Origin of the sequence: Pseudomonas sp. Teo4, assembly GCF_034387475.1 — a bacterium.
In the GTDB taxonomy this organism is placed as follows: Bacteria; Pseudomonadota; Gammaproteobacteria; order Pseudomonadales; family Pseudomonadaceae; genus Aquipseudomonas.
The window spans coordinates 1,695,804-1,709,248 of record NZ_JAXCIL010000001.1; the positions used below are offsets into that span (position 1 = coordinate 1,695,804).

Sequence of the window (13,445 nt, forward strand, 5' to 3'; positions counted from 1 at the left end):
CCAGGCGACCCGCCGCGCAGGTATAGTCGGTGCTTTCTCTGCGCACAGTTCCTCCATGAGCAACCTTGCCCCACTCAACACCCTGATCACCCGTTTCCAGGAACAGACGCCGATCCGCGCCAGTTCGCTGATCATCACCCTGTACGGCGATGCCATCGAGCCCCACGGCGGCACGGTGTGGCTGGGCAGTCTGATCAACCTGCTGGAGCCGGTCGGCATCAACGAGCGGTTGATCCGCACTTCGATCTTTCGCCTCACCAAAGAAGGCTGGCTCACGGCCGAAAAGGTTGGCCGACGCAGCTATTACAGCCTGACCGGTACTGGCCGGCGGCGTTTCGAAAAGGCCTTCAAGCGGGTCTACAGCCCAAGCCAGCCGGCCTGGGACGGTGCCTGGACCCTGGTGCTGCTGTCACAGCTCGACGCGGCCAAGCGCAAAGCGGTGCGCGAAGAGCTGGAGTGGCAAGGCTTTGGCGCAATCGCCCCCAACGTGCTGGGGTGCCCTCGTGCCGACCGTACTGACCTCGCCGCCACGCTGCGCGAGCTGGAGGCCGATGAGGACAGCATCGTCTTCGAAACCCACGCCCAGGAAGTACTGGCCTCCAAGGCCATGCGCGCGCAGGTGCGCGAGAGCTGGCGTATCGATGAGCTGGGGCAGCACTACAGTGAATTCATTCGCCTGTTCAGGCCGTTGTGGCAGGGACTGAAGGAACAGGAACAGCTGGACGCTCAGGACTGCTTCCTGGCGCGGACCCTGCTGATTCATGAGTACCGCCGTTTGCTGCTGCGTGACCCGCAGTTGCCGGACGAGCTGTTGCCTGGGGACTGGGAGGGCAGGGCTGCACGGCAACTGTGCCGCAACCTGTATCGCCTGGTGTTTGCCAAGGCTGAAGAATGGCTAAACAGCGCGTTGGAAACCGCGGACGGGCCGTTGCCGGAAGTGGGAGAGAGTTTCTACAAGCGCTTTGGCGGCCTGGCGTGAGGACGCGCCCGGCGATGGCCGGGCGCTTTTCCATTACGGGGTTTGCGCCTGCGGCGCGGCGTCGACCTTGATGCCGTACGACACGTAGTAGGCCAGCCCGACGAAAATCGCACCGCCTACCGCATTGCCCAGGAACACCGCCACCAGGTTCTCCACCAGTTGGCCCCAGCTCAGGTAGCCGGCGAAGATTGCAGCCGGAATCAGGAACATGTTGGCCACCACGTGCTGGAAGCCGATGGCCACGAAGGCCATGATCGGGAACCAGATGCCGAGGATCTTGCCACTGACTTCCCGACTGGCGTACGACAGCCACACCGCCAGGCACACCAGCCAGTTGCAGCCGATACCCGAGATGAATGCGTGGAGGAAGTCGGCGCTGACCTTGCTGGTGGCCGCGCTCAAGGTCTTGCTCAGGTAAGGGCCTTCGGACAAGCCCAGCAGATGCCCGAAACAGTAGGCGACGAACAGGGCGCCCATCAGGTTGGCCAAGGTCACCAACAGCCAGTTGCGAGCCACCGCGCCAAGGCCGATGCGCCGGGCGAACATGGCCAGCGGCAGGCTCATCATATTGCCGGTGAGCAATTCACCCCCTGCCAGAATCACCAGGATCAGGCCCATGGGGAACACCGCAGCGCCCAACAGGTTGCCGAAAGAAGCCCAGGGTGCAGGGATCATGGTGCTGACATGAATCGCCAGCAGGAACCCAAGTGAAATGAATGCGCCGGCCAGAAAGCCGAGAATCAGGATGGCTCGGGTGGGCAATTGCGCCTTCCGGGCACCGGCTTCGATAACCAGCTCGGTGATCTGGGAAGGGGTATTTATAGACATTTATAGAACTCGAACGCAGGGACGACGGCTCAGGCCTTCAATGGCAAGCCGGGAGGTCATTTTGGGGTGGAAAGACACAATGCCACACCACGGCAAGGCATCCGTGAGGCGTGGTGAAAGTCGGAACGGTTCAACGGCGGGAACACACCAACAGGCATCCATGAATCAACATCTTCGGGGAACACCACGTTAACTGGGGCAAATTGACGCAGTCAAATCGATAGGTCGGATGACTTGATCGATATCGTCTATGACCGGCCTGGCATTGCCCAAGGCTTGCAATTGACCGAGGTTCGCCGACAATGGCCGCGCCCTTCGCAAACCACTCGGACATAGCCGCACCATGATGCTTACCCAGCAGTTCCCTGATATCGCCCTGGCGGACACCCTGTTCGTGTTCGCCCTCGAAGCAGAAGCTGGCAACCTGTTTACCGAGATGAACACCGTGTTCACCGGCATCGGCAAGGTCAACGCCGCCATCGCCTTGACCAAGGCGATTCAGCAGCGCAAGCCCAAGCTCATCGTCAACCTTGGGTCTGCCGGCAGTCAGGGGCATGGCAAGGGGAGCCTGGTGTGCTGCACCCAGTTCGTGCAGCGCGACATGGACGTGACACCACTGGGCTTCGCCCGCTACCAGACACCGCTGTCGGATGTGCCAGTGGTGCTGGAGCATGGCCACGCGCTACCGGGCGTTGCCCAGGGAATCTGCGGCAGCGGCGACAGTTTCGAGACCAACCACGGCGAAGCCCCTTACGACGTGGTCGACATGGAAGCCTATGTATTGGCGCTGATCGCGCGTGATGAGGGCATTCCTTTCGTGTGCTTGAAGTACATTTCCGACGATGCCGGCGACGACGCAGCGAATGATTGGTCGGTGCAGGTGCACCTGGCCGCCGAAGCGTTCAAGCGCGTGCTGTTCGACTGACGTGTCAAGCTGCCGCCGCTTGCTTGCAAGGAGCAGGCGGCGGGCTTTGGGTACCTTGCAACCAGTCGCAGTAGCGGGCCACGCCTTGCTCGACTGTCAGAGTAGGTGCCTTGAATCCCAGGGCGCGCAAGCGCTCCAGGTCGGCACAGGTGTAGCACTGGTACTTGCCACGCAAGTGATCGGGAAATTCGCTGTATTCCAGAATACCTTCACGCAAGGCTGAATCCAGTAAAAGCGGTGGCTGGTCCTGCTGCTCGCGCAGTCGGTTGATCACGGCCAGGGCAACATCGTTGAACGGCTGGGCGCGACCGCTGCCGACATTGAAGATGCCGCTCAGGTTCGGGTGATCCAGGAAGAACAGGTTGACCTTGACCACATCCTCCACCGAAACGAAGTCACGCAAGTGGCCTCCGCTGGGGTAATCGCCATAGGTGCCGAACAGGCTGACCTTGCCCTTGGCCTGGTACTGGTTGAAGCAGTGCAGGGCCACCGAGGCCATGGCGCCTTTGTGCTGTTCGCGGGGGCCGTACACGTTGAAGTAACGCAGCCCGACGATCTGGCTGCGCGCCGCCTGCAGTTGCCGGCGCACATGCTGATCGAACAGGAACTTGGAGTAGCCGTAGACATTCAGCGGGAGTTCGCAGTCGCGCTGCTCGCGAAAATCCTGCCCAGCGCCGTAGACCGCAGCCGAAGAGGCATACAGCAACGGAATTCGTTGGGCCTGAGCAGCGTCAAGCAGATCGCGGCTGAAACGGTAGTTGTTGTCCATCATGAAACGCCCGTCATTCTCGACGGTGCTTGAGCATGCGCCTTGATGCAGCACGGCGCGTACCTTGCCAAACTGGCCGCGGCTGAAGCGCTCGAGGAAATCGCCCTTGTCCAGGTAATCCGCGATGTCGCTGTCGGCCAGGTTGCGAAATTTGTCGCCATCGGTCAGATCATCGACGGCGATGATCTCGGTTTCGTTGCGTTGATTGAGCGCCTGAACCAGGTTACTGCCGATGAACCCCGCGGCGCCGGTCACGATAATGGTCATGCCAAGTCCCCTTGTACGGGTGCGGAGCCCGTATTTTAAGGAAGGGGATTTGCTCAAACATTAACCAGGATCAATGAATCCGCCGGTTGTCCAAGGTTGTCGGCGCCGCTGTTCATAGGCTGCGCAACAGCGTGCGGGTCTGCTCGCACACCATTTCGATGACACGCTCGAAGCGTTCGCCGTCAAAATCAGCCCAGCCCAGGGCTTGCAGCGTCATACCTGGGGTCAGGTGGAACGGCAGCAACTGGCCATGCAGGGTGATCGCCCGCAGGGTGCTTGCTTCGTCGATTTCTGCCTGACCGCGCAAGCGCGCAACCAGTGCGCAGGTCACCGCCAGCAGGCGCTGGCCGACCAATTCATGTACCTGTCGCTCGCCGTCGCCCGGCCCCAACCCTGCCTGTTCGCGGGCATGGAACTTGCGCCAACTGGCGGTTTCCGGTGAACGCAGCATGAGTTCGGCAATGCTGCGGTGCAGGGTGCAGAACGCATCGATCAGCGCATCCGGTTCAGCACCCGCGGCGATGACCGTTTCGGCTTGCGAGATGGCCGGGGCCAGCGCCTCGCTGATGTGGTGGGTCATGTAGTCCACGCACGCCAGGTAAAGCCCGCGCTTGTTGCTGAAGTAGTAGTTGAGGGCCGGCGCATTGAGGCCTGCGCGCTCGGCGATGTCGCGGGTAGACGCGCCTTCGAAGCCCTGTTCGCCAAAGCGTTCGAGGGCCACGGCCAGCAACCGTGCGCTGCTGTCATCACCGCATTGGTACCCGCCATTGGTGTCTTGGCGGCGTCGCGTCTGCGCTTTCACATCGCTCTCCTGTCAGCGTCAACGTGGCGAGTATGCCGAGGTGCCCGACAAAAATATACCAGTTGACACAATTTTAACGGTCGTAATAAATATAACGGTCGTTATAAATCAACCTGACTGGCTATCGACAACATGACAGCGCTGCGCTCACCCGAACTTTCCAATCCGAACCCTGTGCGTTTAGCCCCCAAAAAGCGCAAGGTCCGCCTCGTTGCAAGCGTACTGGCCATCGCCGCCGTGGGCTGGACCCTCCACTGGTGGAGTGTGGCGCGCTTTATGGTCGACACCGACGACGCTTACCTGGAAGCCGACAATGTCGGTGTTTCGCCACGGGTAAGTGGAACCGTGGCCGAGGTGCTCATCGAGGACAATCAGACCATCAAGGCGGGGCAGCCCCTGGTGCGGCTCGATGATCGCCGTTATCGCGCCGCATTCGACCAGCAGGCCGCCTTGATCGCTGCCCGCCGTGCCGAGATCGCCAATGGCGAGGCGCAGTTGGCCGAGCGCCGGGCCACGGTGTTGCAAGCACAGGCGCGGTTACACGGCGAACAGGCCAATGTCACCTACAGCGACGGCCAGGTCCGCCGCTACCAACCGCTGGTGGACAGCGGTGCCGAGCCCCGCGAACGTCTGGAGGAGCTGCGCAACGCCGCCAAACAGGCGCAGAGTGCGCAAGCGGCACAATCAGCGGCAGTGGAGGTGGCGCAGCGACAGCTGGTGACCTTGCAAGCATCGATCAACCAGGCCCGGGCCCAACTCGCATCTGCCCAAGCCGCCGCAGCCAAGGCGCAGCTCGATATCGATGACAGCGTGGTCTACAGCGAAGTTGCCGGCCGTGTCGGCGACCGTGGCGTACGCGTCGGCCAATACGTGCAGCCAGGCACGCGTTTGATGACCGTGGTACCGGTCGAACAGGCCTATATCACCGCCAACTTCAAGGAAACCCAGCTCGACCGGCTGCGTCCCGGGCAATCGGTGCGCATCCATGTCGACGCCTATCCGCAGGCTATGGTGACCGGTCGCCTGGAAAGCTTCGCGCCCGGCACCGGCGCACAGTTCGCCTTGCTGCCACCGGACAACGCCACCGGCAACTTCACCAAGATCGTCCAGCGGGTGCCGGTACGCATTCGCCTGCAGGACTCCAGTTTGCCGCCGGGCACGCTGGTACCGGGGCTGTCGGTGCATGTCGAGGTCGATACTCGTGGCTGAGTCAGTGCTTACATCAGCCATGCCGCCCAACGCCAGCCGCGCCGACTGGATCGCCGTCGGCGCCGGCGCCCTTGGCGCATTGATGGCGACGCTGGATATTTCCATCACCAACTCGGCATTGCCGCAGATCCAGGGCCAGATTGGCGCCACCGGCAGTGAGGGCACGTGGATTTCCACCGCCTACCTGATGGCTGAGATCGTCATGATCCCGCTCACTGCCTGGCTGACCCGGGTCTTTGGCCTGCGCACCTTCCTGATCGGCAACGCGCTGCTGTTTGTGCTCTTCTCGATGGTGTGCGGCTTCGCCGACAACCTGACCCAGATGATCATCGGTCGCCTGGGCCAGGGGTTTGCGGGGGGCGCGATGATACCCACGGCCCATGTGCTGGTGGCGACGCGGCTGCCACGACACCAGATGCCCATCGGCATGACGGTGTTCGGCCTTACGGTGTTGCTCGGGCCGCTGTTGGGGCCGGTGATTGGCGGGTGGCTGACCGAAAACATCGACTGGCGCTGGTGCTTTTTCCTCAACCTGCCGGTATGCGCGGTACTGGTGGTGATGCTGGTAACCGGTCTGCCACCGGCGCGTACGCGGTGGTCACGGTTTTTCAAAGCAGACTGGCTGGGCATTGCCGGGCTGACCCTGGCCCTCAGCGCGCTGACCGTGGCACTTGAGGAGGGGCAGCGGGAGCGTTGGTTCGAGTCGTCGCTGATCGTCGGCTTGAGCGGCGTGACCGTGCTTGGCGCCGTGCTGCTGGGCATCGCCCAGTTCACCGCGAAGGAGCCAGTCGTGCGTTTGCGGTTACTGGCCAACCGGCACTTCGCCGCAGTCATCGGTATCGTGTTTCTGGTCGGGGCGGGGCTGTATGGTGTGGCTTACCTGCTGCCGCAGTTTCTTAGCGGGGTGGCGGGTTACAACGCTCAGCAGTCCGGCGCGGTCATGCTGATGTCAGGGTTGCCAGCGTTTCTGGTGGTGCCGTTGTTGCCGCGTCTGTTGGCCCGGTATGACGCCAGGCTGTTGGTGGTGATCGGCATTGCTGCCTTGTCGCTGAGCTGTTACCTGGCCACCGGCATTACGGCACAGAGCGCCGGTCATGACTTCACGCGCTCGCAGTTGCTGCTGGGGGTAGGGCAGTTGCTGGCGATGATGCCCCTTAACCAGTTGTCGATGAGTTCGGTGCCGCAACAGCAGGCGGGCGACGCCGCCGGGCTTTTCAACATGGCGCGCAACCTTGGCGGCTCGGTGGGGCTGGCGCTGTTGGGGACTTTTCTTGACCGGCGCACCGCGACGCATGACGACGTGCTGCGTGAATCGGTGACTGCAGCCTCGGCGACGGGGCAAGCGCATATCGCCAGCCTGCAGGAGATGTTCGTCAGCCATCATCTGGACGCCGCAACCGCCCATCTACAGGCCCTGACCAGCTTCGCCGAGCAGATTCGCCTGCAGGCCGTGGTCATGACCTATATCGATACCTTCCAGGCGCTGGCACTGACGCTACTGATTTGCATGCCACTGGCCTTCTTACTACGCAAGGCGCTGCCCGGCGCACCTGTCACAGGACACTGACCATGAACTGCTTTTACGTGCGCACCGCCTTGTTGGCTTGTGCGATTGCCCAGGCATTGCCAGGCTGCACCGTCGGGCCCGACTACCAAGGGCCGCCTGCGGTCGCCAATGAAGCCGTGCAAGCGGGCCAATTGCGCCGTGCCGAGAGCATGACACCCCAGCAACCCGAGCTTGCTCACTGGTGGCTCGCGCTGAACGATACGCAGCTGAACTCGTTGATTGACCTGGCGCTGTCCGCCAGCCCTGACCTGGACATCGCCCGCGCCCGGGTGCGCCAGGCCTATGCCGGCTTCGAGGGTAAGCGCAGTGACACGCTACCCAAGCTCAACGCCAACGCCGGCGAACTGATTCGTGGCAGCGACGATGCACCGGTATCGCGCTATTACGTGTCCGGGCTGATGGCGAGCTGGGAGCTGGACCTGTTTGGCGCAGGACGTCGCGCCAGCGAAGGTGCCGAAGCCAAAGCCCAGGCCAGCGACGCCGATCTTGCCGATGCCCGTCTGCAGTTGACGGCGCAGGTCGCACAGGCCTACCTGGAATTGCGTAGCCGCCAGTTACGGGCGGCTAAAACCCGTCAGGCGCTGGAGCTGGAGCAGCGCATGTTGCAGCTGAGCGAAGCGCGTTATGGGGCAGGCACCGTCAGTGCTGGTGATGTGGAGCGTTTCAGCACGCAGGCACAGCAGACCGAGGCTGGCCTGATTGCGCTGGAGGGGCAGATCGACGAGTCGCTGGATCAACTGGCGTTGTTATGTGGCCAGGCCCCGGGTAGTTTGGACACTCGTCTGGTGGCTCCGGCGCCCATGCCCCAGGTGCAGTCACCCCCTGCGGTGGGCAGCCCTGCCGATTTGCTGCGCCAGCGGCCGGACATTCGCGCGGCAGAGCGGCACCTGGCGGCAAGCAACGCGCTGGTCGGCGAAAAACGTGCAGATGCCTTTCCGAAAGTGACGTTGCTTGGCAGCCTCAGTTTTGCCGGCGACAATGCCGCAGACTTGTGGCACAAGGGCAATCTCGGTTGGCTGGGCGTGCCGTATCTGCAATGGAATCTTCTGGACTTTGGTCGGAACCGACACATGGTTGAACAGGCGCAAGCCCAGCACGACGAAGCGCTGGCACAGTACACCTCAAGCGTGCTCAGCGCGCTGCGCGATGCCAATGTCGCCCTGAGCCGCTTCGGTCACGATCGCCGCCGTGTAGAGGTGCTGCGTCAGGCCGAAGCATCGGCAGTGCGCAGTGCCGAACTCAGCGAGCAGCGCTATCTGGGCGGCACACGCTCGGCCCTCGACTGGCTGGACGCCGAACGCACCCGCAACGACGCCGAGCAGCAGCGGATCAGCGGCGAGGCGCAGGTGCTGGCCAGCTACGTGACCTTGCAGAAGAGCCTTGGCCTCGGCTGGCAAAGCGAATAGGGCCACCCATGCGCAACAGTCGACACGACCTGATGTGGAAGCAGTTGTTGCCGGAAACCCGGCGCAATGACGACCCGTTGCAAGTGCAGTTAAGTACCGCGTTCGTCAACGCCATTCTCGACGGTCGCCTGCTCGCCGGTAGCCGCCTGCCGTCCGGGCGCGACCTGGCCCGGCTTACCGGGGTTTCGCGCAACACGGCGGTTCTGGCCTACGAGCGACTGGTCGCCGAAGGCTATGTCGAAGCGCGGCCAAGGGATGGCTTTTTTGTCTACTCGGCAATCAAACCCACCGACGCGGTGACCGGCCACGGGCCAAGCAGCCAGCAAGGCCCGGACTGGGGAGCGCGCCTGCCCGGCGCCATATCCCGGGTGCAATGGGCCGACCGGCCGAACATCTGGCGGGATGTGCGTTACCCCTTTGTCTACGGCCAGTTCGACCACCGCCTGTTCCCCATCCACCAGTGGCGCCAGTGCAGCCGTCAGGCCTTGGAACTACGTGCGGTGGATCGCTGGTGGCAGGAAGGCGAAGACCTGGACTCCACCCAGTTGATCAGCCAGCTGATTCGACGGGTGTTGCCACGTCGGGGCATCGCCGCCAGCGAGTACGAGGTCTTGCTGACACTGGGCCGGCAGCAGAGCTTCTACCTGCTGGCGCGCTTGTTTGCTCGCCCAGGCAGCAAGGTGGCAGTCGAGAACCCAGGTTTTCGGGACCCACGCAATGTCTTTGCCTACGAAGGTGCCGACGTTGTGCCTGTTCCGCTGGACGACGAAGGGCTGGTGCTCAACGAAGCACTGGCGAGCTGTGATTACCTGTATTGCACCCCGGGTTACCAGTGCCCGACGGGCATCACCATGAGCGCCGCTCGACGCCGTGACCTGCTGCAGCTGGCGCAGGACCGCGACCTGGTGATTTTCGAAGATGACGACGACCCGGAAACCGAATACGACGGCCAGGCGCACTCGGCGCTCAAAGCCTGCGACCAGCACGGACGGGTGATCTACATGAGCAGCCTGTCCAAGCTGCTTTCGCCCGGACTGGGCATCGGTTTCATCGTCGCCCCAGCGCCAGTAATCGCCGAGCTGCGTTCCCTGCAGCGGCTGATGATCCGGCAGACGCCAGGCAACAACCAGATCGCCACCGCGCTGTTCATCCAGCAGGGCCACTACGACCGGTTGCTGCAACAGACCCGCGACAGCCTGGCTCATCGAGCGGCGCTATTGGTGCAGGCACTGCGCCAGGAGCTTCCCGAAGCGCGCTTCACCGTGCCCACCGGCGGTGCCACCTTGTGGCTGCGACTGCCGCACTGTGCCGACTCGCTGACCTTCTATTACGAGGCGCTCGCAGAAGGGGTGCTGCTCGACCCCAGCATGGCCTTTTATTTCCACCCTGAGGGCGAACAGCATCAGTTCGTTCGTCTGGGGTTCGGCGCCATTGCTGTCGAACGCATTGCGCCGGGCGTTCGTGAGCTTGCCAGGATCGTGGCGGAACATGGCCGCCGTCATCGCCTGTGATGCACCTGGCACTGCACGAAAACAGGGCTAACTGCACCAACACTGTTCCTCTGGCAACACTTGCTTGCAATGGTTGACCGAGGGTTCTGAGATGGCCTCAATAAAACCTATAAAAAGCATTAATAACAATGACTTAGCTGGCACCATCGATAGCTGCCGCTGGCACCATCGAGTGGAGGTAAACCTGCAACGACTCCCCTGACCGGCCGGATCACGAAGCATCCGGTGACGGGCAAAAACCATAAGAGGAGGGGAGTTTTGAAATCGTTACTCGCACCACGTCAATGGTCCACCGGGCTGTTCGCTTTGAGCTTGATCAATTGCGCAGTTGCCGCCGAGGCACAGAAAACCGCACCCGCCTGCGCAAGCTACGAGAAATCCCTGACCCGGGCAGAGCCAGCCAACCGCTCGGCCCCGATCTGTGCCCGTATCGCCCCTGAGCTGGGAGGGCTGCGCAAGACGCTGGCCGAGCATGGCCTGGGGCTCACCATTACCTCTTACAACGGCTATGCCTACGATCTTGGCGGCCACAATGCCAAGCCACAGGTCTATAACGGCCAGAACCCCAGTTACAACGCCTCGCTGAACCTCTACACCACTTATGACCTGACCCGCCTGGGCTTTGCCAACGACGCCCAGCTCACCCTCGCCGGGCAACTGGTGCGCTCCACCTACGACCCCGCCAACCCGGAGGTATCGCAGGTCAGCGTGTTTGCCGTGAACCAGTCGTTCTTCGATAAACAATTGGAGATCGAGTACGGCTACATCGCCGGGGTGAAGCTGTTCTATGGCGTATCTCTTGGCGGTAATGCTTCAACTGCGGCATTGGGCCCAAGCAGCGTGGTGCCTTTCCAGGTGGGCATGTCGGCGACCGTGCCGACCCCGACCTTCAACGTCATCACCCGGGACAAGTCGCTACGTTGGTACAACAGCGCCGCGCTGACCCGCAGCGTCAGCCCGCAAGGCATTCTGGAAGACGTCAATCGCAACCCCAACGGCCTGCACTGGAAGGTCGACGGCGCCAATCCGATGCTGATCGACGAATTCGGTTACAAGCGCGAGGCTTCGGCCAACGAGCATGCGGTGTGGTCGCGCTTTGGCATGATGTACAACACCAGCCACTACACCGAGTTCAAGACCGGCGAGGAATCGGACAACAACTGGGGCCTGTACTTCGCCGACACCCACCAGTTCACCAAACCCTACGGCGATGCGCGCGGCTGGTACTTCGACACCAAGCTGGATTACTCGCCCGCGTCGGTGAATGCCATCAACAAGGCCTTCCAGTTCAGTGCATTCAACATGGGGCCGTTTGCCAGCCGGCCTTTCGACATGCTCTCGGTGGGCTTCAGCAAGAGCTACTTCAGCAAGGACCTGCGTGAGGTCTACGACAATTACCGCATGGACAACGCCCCCTACACCATGGCGGTAACAGGCTCTTACGCGGCGCGGCTCAGCCCCGGCATCTACCTGGTCAACGGCCTGACCTGGACCAAGAACCCGGTGTTTTCCCCGGAACACCCTGACGCGCTGTTGCTGCAGACCTCACTGAACCTGCTGTTCTGACCCTTTTCCTATCGTCCCCTGTGGCCGCCTGTGCCTTGGCGGGCAGGGCCATGCCTGTGAGCTTGCGATGAACCATACAATGAAAAGCACCTCGACCCACGCCATGCTGGATGCCATGGCCAGCGACGATTACCTGGAACTCGACGCCACCGAAATGGCGCGCCGGGTACGTGATGAAGGGCTGGCGCCAGGCGCCTTGCTGGGCGCCGCACTGGAGCGCTGCGCGCACGTCAACGACACGGTCAACGCGTTGGTGCTGGACCACTCGGAGCATGCCATCGAGCGGTTGATGGCACGGGCCGAGTCGGGCACTAGCCGTGAGGGCGCGCTGGCTGGCGTGCCGATGCTACTCAAGGACCTCAACACTTACCTGACTGGCACCCGCACCACCAACGGTTCGCGCTTGCTTGCACAGGCGCCTGTGGCCGAACACAGCAGCACCGTCACCCAGCGCTACGAGCAGGCCGGCATGCTGATTTTTGGCAAGACGGCCAGCCCGGAATTCGGTTTGACCACCACCACCGAATCGGCGCAGTGGGGGGCCACCCGCAACCCTTGGAACCTTGCCTACAGCGCTGGAGGGTCGTCCGGTGGCGCCGCCGCGGCGGTAGCGGCGGGCATCGTGCCTGCTGCCCACGCCACCGACGGCGGTGGCTCGATCCGCATTCCGGCGTCGTACTGCGGGGTGTTCGGCCTCAAGCCCACACGCTATCGAACCCCGCAGGGGCCAAGCAGTTACGAAGGCTGGTTCGGCGCCAGTTGCGGTCATGTGGTGTCGCGCAGTGTGCGTGACTCGGCGCTACTGCTCGATATCAGCCATGGTCACGAGCCGGGCAGCCCTTACTGGCTGGCGCCGCTGCAGGGAAGTTTTGTCGAGCAAATGAACCGTGACCCAGAGCGTTTGCGCATTGGCCTGATCAGCCGTGGCATGACCGGGGTCGCACTGGACCCGGACGTGCAGCGTGTACTCGATGAAACCGTGGCGCTTTTGTGCAACCTGGGGCACGAGGTTGAGCTGGTCGACCTGCCGATCGACGCCGGCCAGGTGTTCAGCGCCCATGGCGCGGTGACCTCGACCACGCTGTTGACCGCCGTCAAGGACCGTGAAGCCGCCATGGGCTGCAGCATGGAAGAAGAGCATTTGGAGCCGATCAGCCGTTTTCTGCTGGCCAACGCCCGCAACACCACGGCGGAAACCTTGTTCCGTGCCCGGCGCGCCTTCGAGAGCATCGGCCAGCAAATGGAGCTGATGCTCAGCCGCTACGACCTGTTACTGTCGCCGGTCACCGCCAGCCTGACGCCGAAGCTGGAGCTGCTCAGCCTGCAGAATAGCTACGAAGACTACACCCGCGAGATCGTCGGCAGCGTGGCCTACACCGTGTTGGCCAATGTCAGCGGGCAGCCCTCGATGTCGGTGCCATCGGGCCTTGGTCGCGAGCGTTTGCCGATCGGCATGATGTTCACCGCCGGGCGTTGCCGTGAAGGGTTGCTGCTGAGCCTGGCACGGCAATTGGAACAAAGCCGACCTTGGGCGCATTTGCGCGCGCCGTTGTAAACCCGTGAGGGCGTCGTCCGTGAAGGGCGGCGCCCGCCGCTTGAGCCCGATCATTTGCGAG

Annotated in this window: 11 protein-coding genes; 8 read left to right on the forward strand and 3 right to left on the reverse strand. The window is 62.6% G+C overall.

Annotated features, from left to right (window positions below; translation table 11 throughout):
* The first annotated feature begins 55 nt into the window (after positions 1-55).
* Positions 56-979 (forward strand): phenylacetic acid degradation operon negative regulatory protein PaaX, encoded by a 924-nt coding sequence (paaX, locus tag PspTeo4_RS07795; protein ID WP_322364812.1) that lies wholly within the window; start codon positions 56-58, stop codon positions 977-979.
* A gap of 33 nt (positions 980-1,012) precedes the next feature.
* Here paaX and PspTeo4_RS07800 read toward each other — a convergent pair whose 3' ends face one another.
* Positions 1,013-1,807: a formate/nitrite transporter family protein gene (locus PspTeo4_RS07800; RefSeq protein WP_322363127.1), complete on the reverse strand. Its 795-nt coding sequence runs from the start codon at positions 1,805-1,807 to the stop codon at positions 1,013-1,015.
* 343 nt (positions 1,808-2,150) lie between these two features.
* Between PspTeo4_RS07800 and PspTeo4_RS07805 the strand changes: the two genes are divergently transcribed.
* Positions 2,151-2,732 (forward strand): nucleosidase, encoded by a 582-nt coding sequence (locus PspTeo4_RS07805; RefSeq protein ID WP_322363128.1) that lies wholly within the window; start codon positions 2,151-2,153, stop codon positions 2,730-2,732.
* A gap of 4 nt (positions 2,733-2,736) precedes the next feature.
* Here the strand turns inward: PspTeo4_RS07805 and rfaD are convergent, their stop codons facing one another.
* Both rfaD and PspTeo4_RS07815 read right to left on the reverse strand, forming a co-directional pair.
* Entirely contained in the window at positions 2,737-3,768 is a 1,032-nt protein-coding gene (gene rfaD, locus PspTeo4_RS07810; protein ID WP_322363129.1) for an ADP-glyceromanno-heptose 6-epimerase, read from the reverse strand.
* 112 nt (positions 3,769-3,880) lie between these two features.
* Positions 3,881-4,570, reverse strand: coding sequence for a CerR family C-terminal domain-containing protein (locus PspTeo4_RS07815; RefSeq protein WP_322363130.1), 690 nt, complete (start codon positions 4,568-4,570; stop codon positions 3,881-3,883).
* 174 nt (positions 4,571-4,744) lie between these two features.
* Between PspTeo4_RS07815 and PspTeo4_RS07820 the strand changes: the two genes are divergently transcribed.
* From PspTeo4_RS07820 to PspTeo4_RS07845, 6 genes are all read left to right on the forward strand, one after another.
* Positions 4,745-5,779, forward strand: a complete 1,035-nt coding sequence (locus PspTeo4_RS07820) for an HlyD family secretion protein (protein ID WP_322363131.1) — start codon at positions 4,745-4,747, stop codon at positions 5,777-5,779.
* Positions 5,772-7,346 carry an MDR family MFS transporter gene (locus tag PspTeo4_RS07825; protein WP_322363132.1) on the forward strand — a complete coding sequence of 525 codons (1,575 nt, stop codon included), beginning with the start codon at positions 5,772-5,774 and terminating at the stop codon, positions 7,344-7,346. Before PspTeo4_RS07820 ends, PspTeo4_RS07825 begins: the two co-directional genes overlap by 8 nt.
* Positions 7,347-7,348: 2 nt before the next feature.
* Positions 7,349-8,752, forward strand: a complete 1,404-nt coding sequence (locus PspTeo4_RS07830; protein WP_322363133.1) for an efflux transporter outer membrane subunit — start codon at positions 7,349-7,351, stop codon at positions 8,750-8,752.
* Between the two features lie 8 nt (positions 8,753-8,760).
* On the forward strand, positions 8,761-10,263 hold the full coding sequence (locus tag PspTeo4_RS07835) for a PLP-dependent aminotransferase family protein (protein WP_322363134.1): 1,503 nt from the start codon (positions 8,761-8,763) through the stop codon (positions 10,261-10,263).
* A 258-nt stretch (positions 10,264-10,521) separates the two neighbouring features.
* Positions 10,522-11,829: a carbohydrate porin gene (locus tag PspTeo4_RS07840; RefSeq protein ID WP_322363135.1), complete on the forward strand. Its 1,308-nt coding sequence runs from the start codon at positions 10,522-10,524 to the stop codon at positions 11,827-11,829.
* Between the two features lie 79 nt (positions 11,830-11,908).
* A complete protein-coding gene (locus PspTeo4_RS07845; protein WP_322363136.1) occupies positions 11,909-13,384 on the forward strand; it encodes an amidase in 1,476 nt (491 codons plus the stop codon).
* The last annotated feature ends 61 nt before the right edge of the window (positions 13,385-13,445 follow it).

What these genes read in the sequence shown, in the direction of transcription:
- paaX (WP_322364812.1), top strand. Translation starts at nt 56, where the DNA reads ATGAGCAACCTTGCCCCACTCAACACCCTGATCACCCGTTTCCAGGAA.
- PspTeo4_RS07800 (WP_322363127.1), bottom strand. Translation starts at nt 1,807, where the DNA reads ATGTCTATAAATACCCCTTCCCAGATCACCGAGCTGGTTATCGAAGCC.
- PspTeo4_RS07805 (WP_322363128.1), top strand. Translation starts at nt 2,151, where the DNA reads ATGATGCTTACCCAGCAGTTCCCTGATATCGCCCTGGCGGACACCCTG.
- rfaD (WP_322363129.1), bottom strand. Translation starts at nt 3,768, where the DNA reads ATGACCATTATCGTGACCGGCGCCGCGGGGTTCATCGGCAGTAACCTG.
- PspTeo4_RS07830 (WP_322363133.1), top strand. Translation starts at nt 7,349, where the DNA reads ATGAACTGCTTTTACGTGCGCACCGCCTTGTTGGCTTGTGCGATTGCC.
- PspTeo4_RS07835 (WP_322363134.1), top strand. Translation starts at nt 8,761, where the DNA reads ATGCGCAACAGTCGACACGACCTGATGTGGAAGCAGTTGTTGCCGGAA.
- PspTeo4_RS07845 (WP_322363136.1), top strand. Translation starts at nt 11,909, where the DNA reads ATGAAAAGCACCTCGACCCACGCCATGCTGGATGCCATGGCCAGCGAC.